A 463-nucleotide genomic window follows, 5' to 3' on the forward strand; every position below is an offset into this window, starting at 1 on the left:
CACACGGATTGGCGTCTTCACCTCTCGCACAAAAGGAGAGTGTCGACCTGGCCGCGCAGTTGGTCGAAGCGGGCGTGCCGTCAGGGTACTACGACATCGGCTATTACTTGAACCTGGGCTACGGTCTCAAGCGGGACAAAGAAATGGCGCTGCGGTACTTTCGCAAAGCGGCCGACCTTGGTAATGCGAATGCTCAGACGTATGTGGCAGAGCTTCTCGCGCCGTTAGATAAAGCTCCAGATATCGCGCGGAAAATGCAGCGGTGCGCAGCCGAGCAGGGTCACGGTGAGGCGGCGGGAAGTCTGGGAATTCATCTGCAGAATAAGGGAGTCTACGCCGACGCAATTCAAACGTACCAGATGGGCGTTCGCGCGGGCAATGCGCTTTCAGCATCCTTTCTTGAGGAAGGATTTCGGGGGCCGCCAGAATCGGATATGTACTATTTAGGCGCCGCACCGGATAT

General features: G+C 57.0%; 1 protein-coding gene. It reads left to right on the forward strand.

Annotated elements, in window-relative coordinates; all coding sequences use genetic code 11:
• The coding region (locus AB4Z50_RS36050; protein WP_441887299.1) for a tetratricopeptide repeat protein at positions 1 to 463 on the forward strand (463 nt) is incomplete at both ends.

Source organism: Paenibacillus sp. 2TAB26 (assembly GCF_052115145.1).
GTDB lineage: Bacteria > Bacillota > Bacilli > Paenibacillales > Paenibacillaceae > Pristimantibacillus.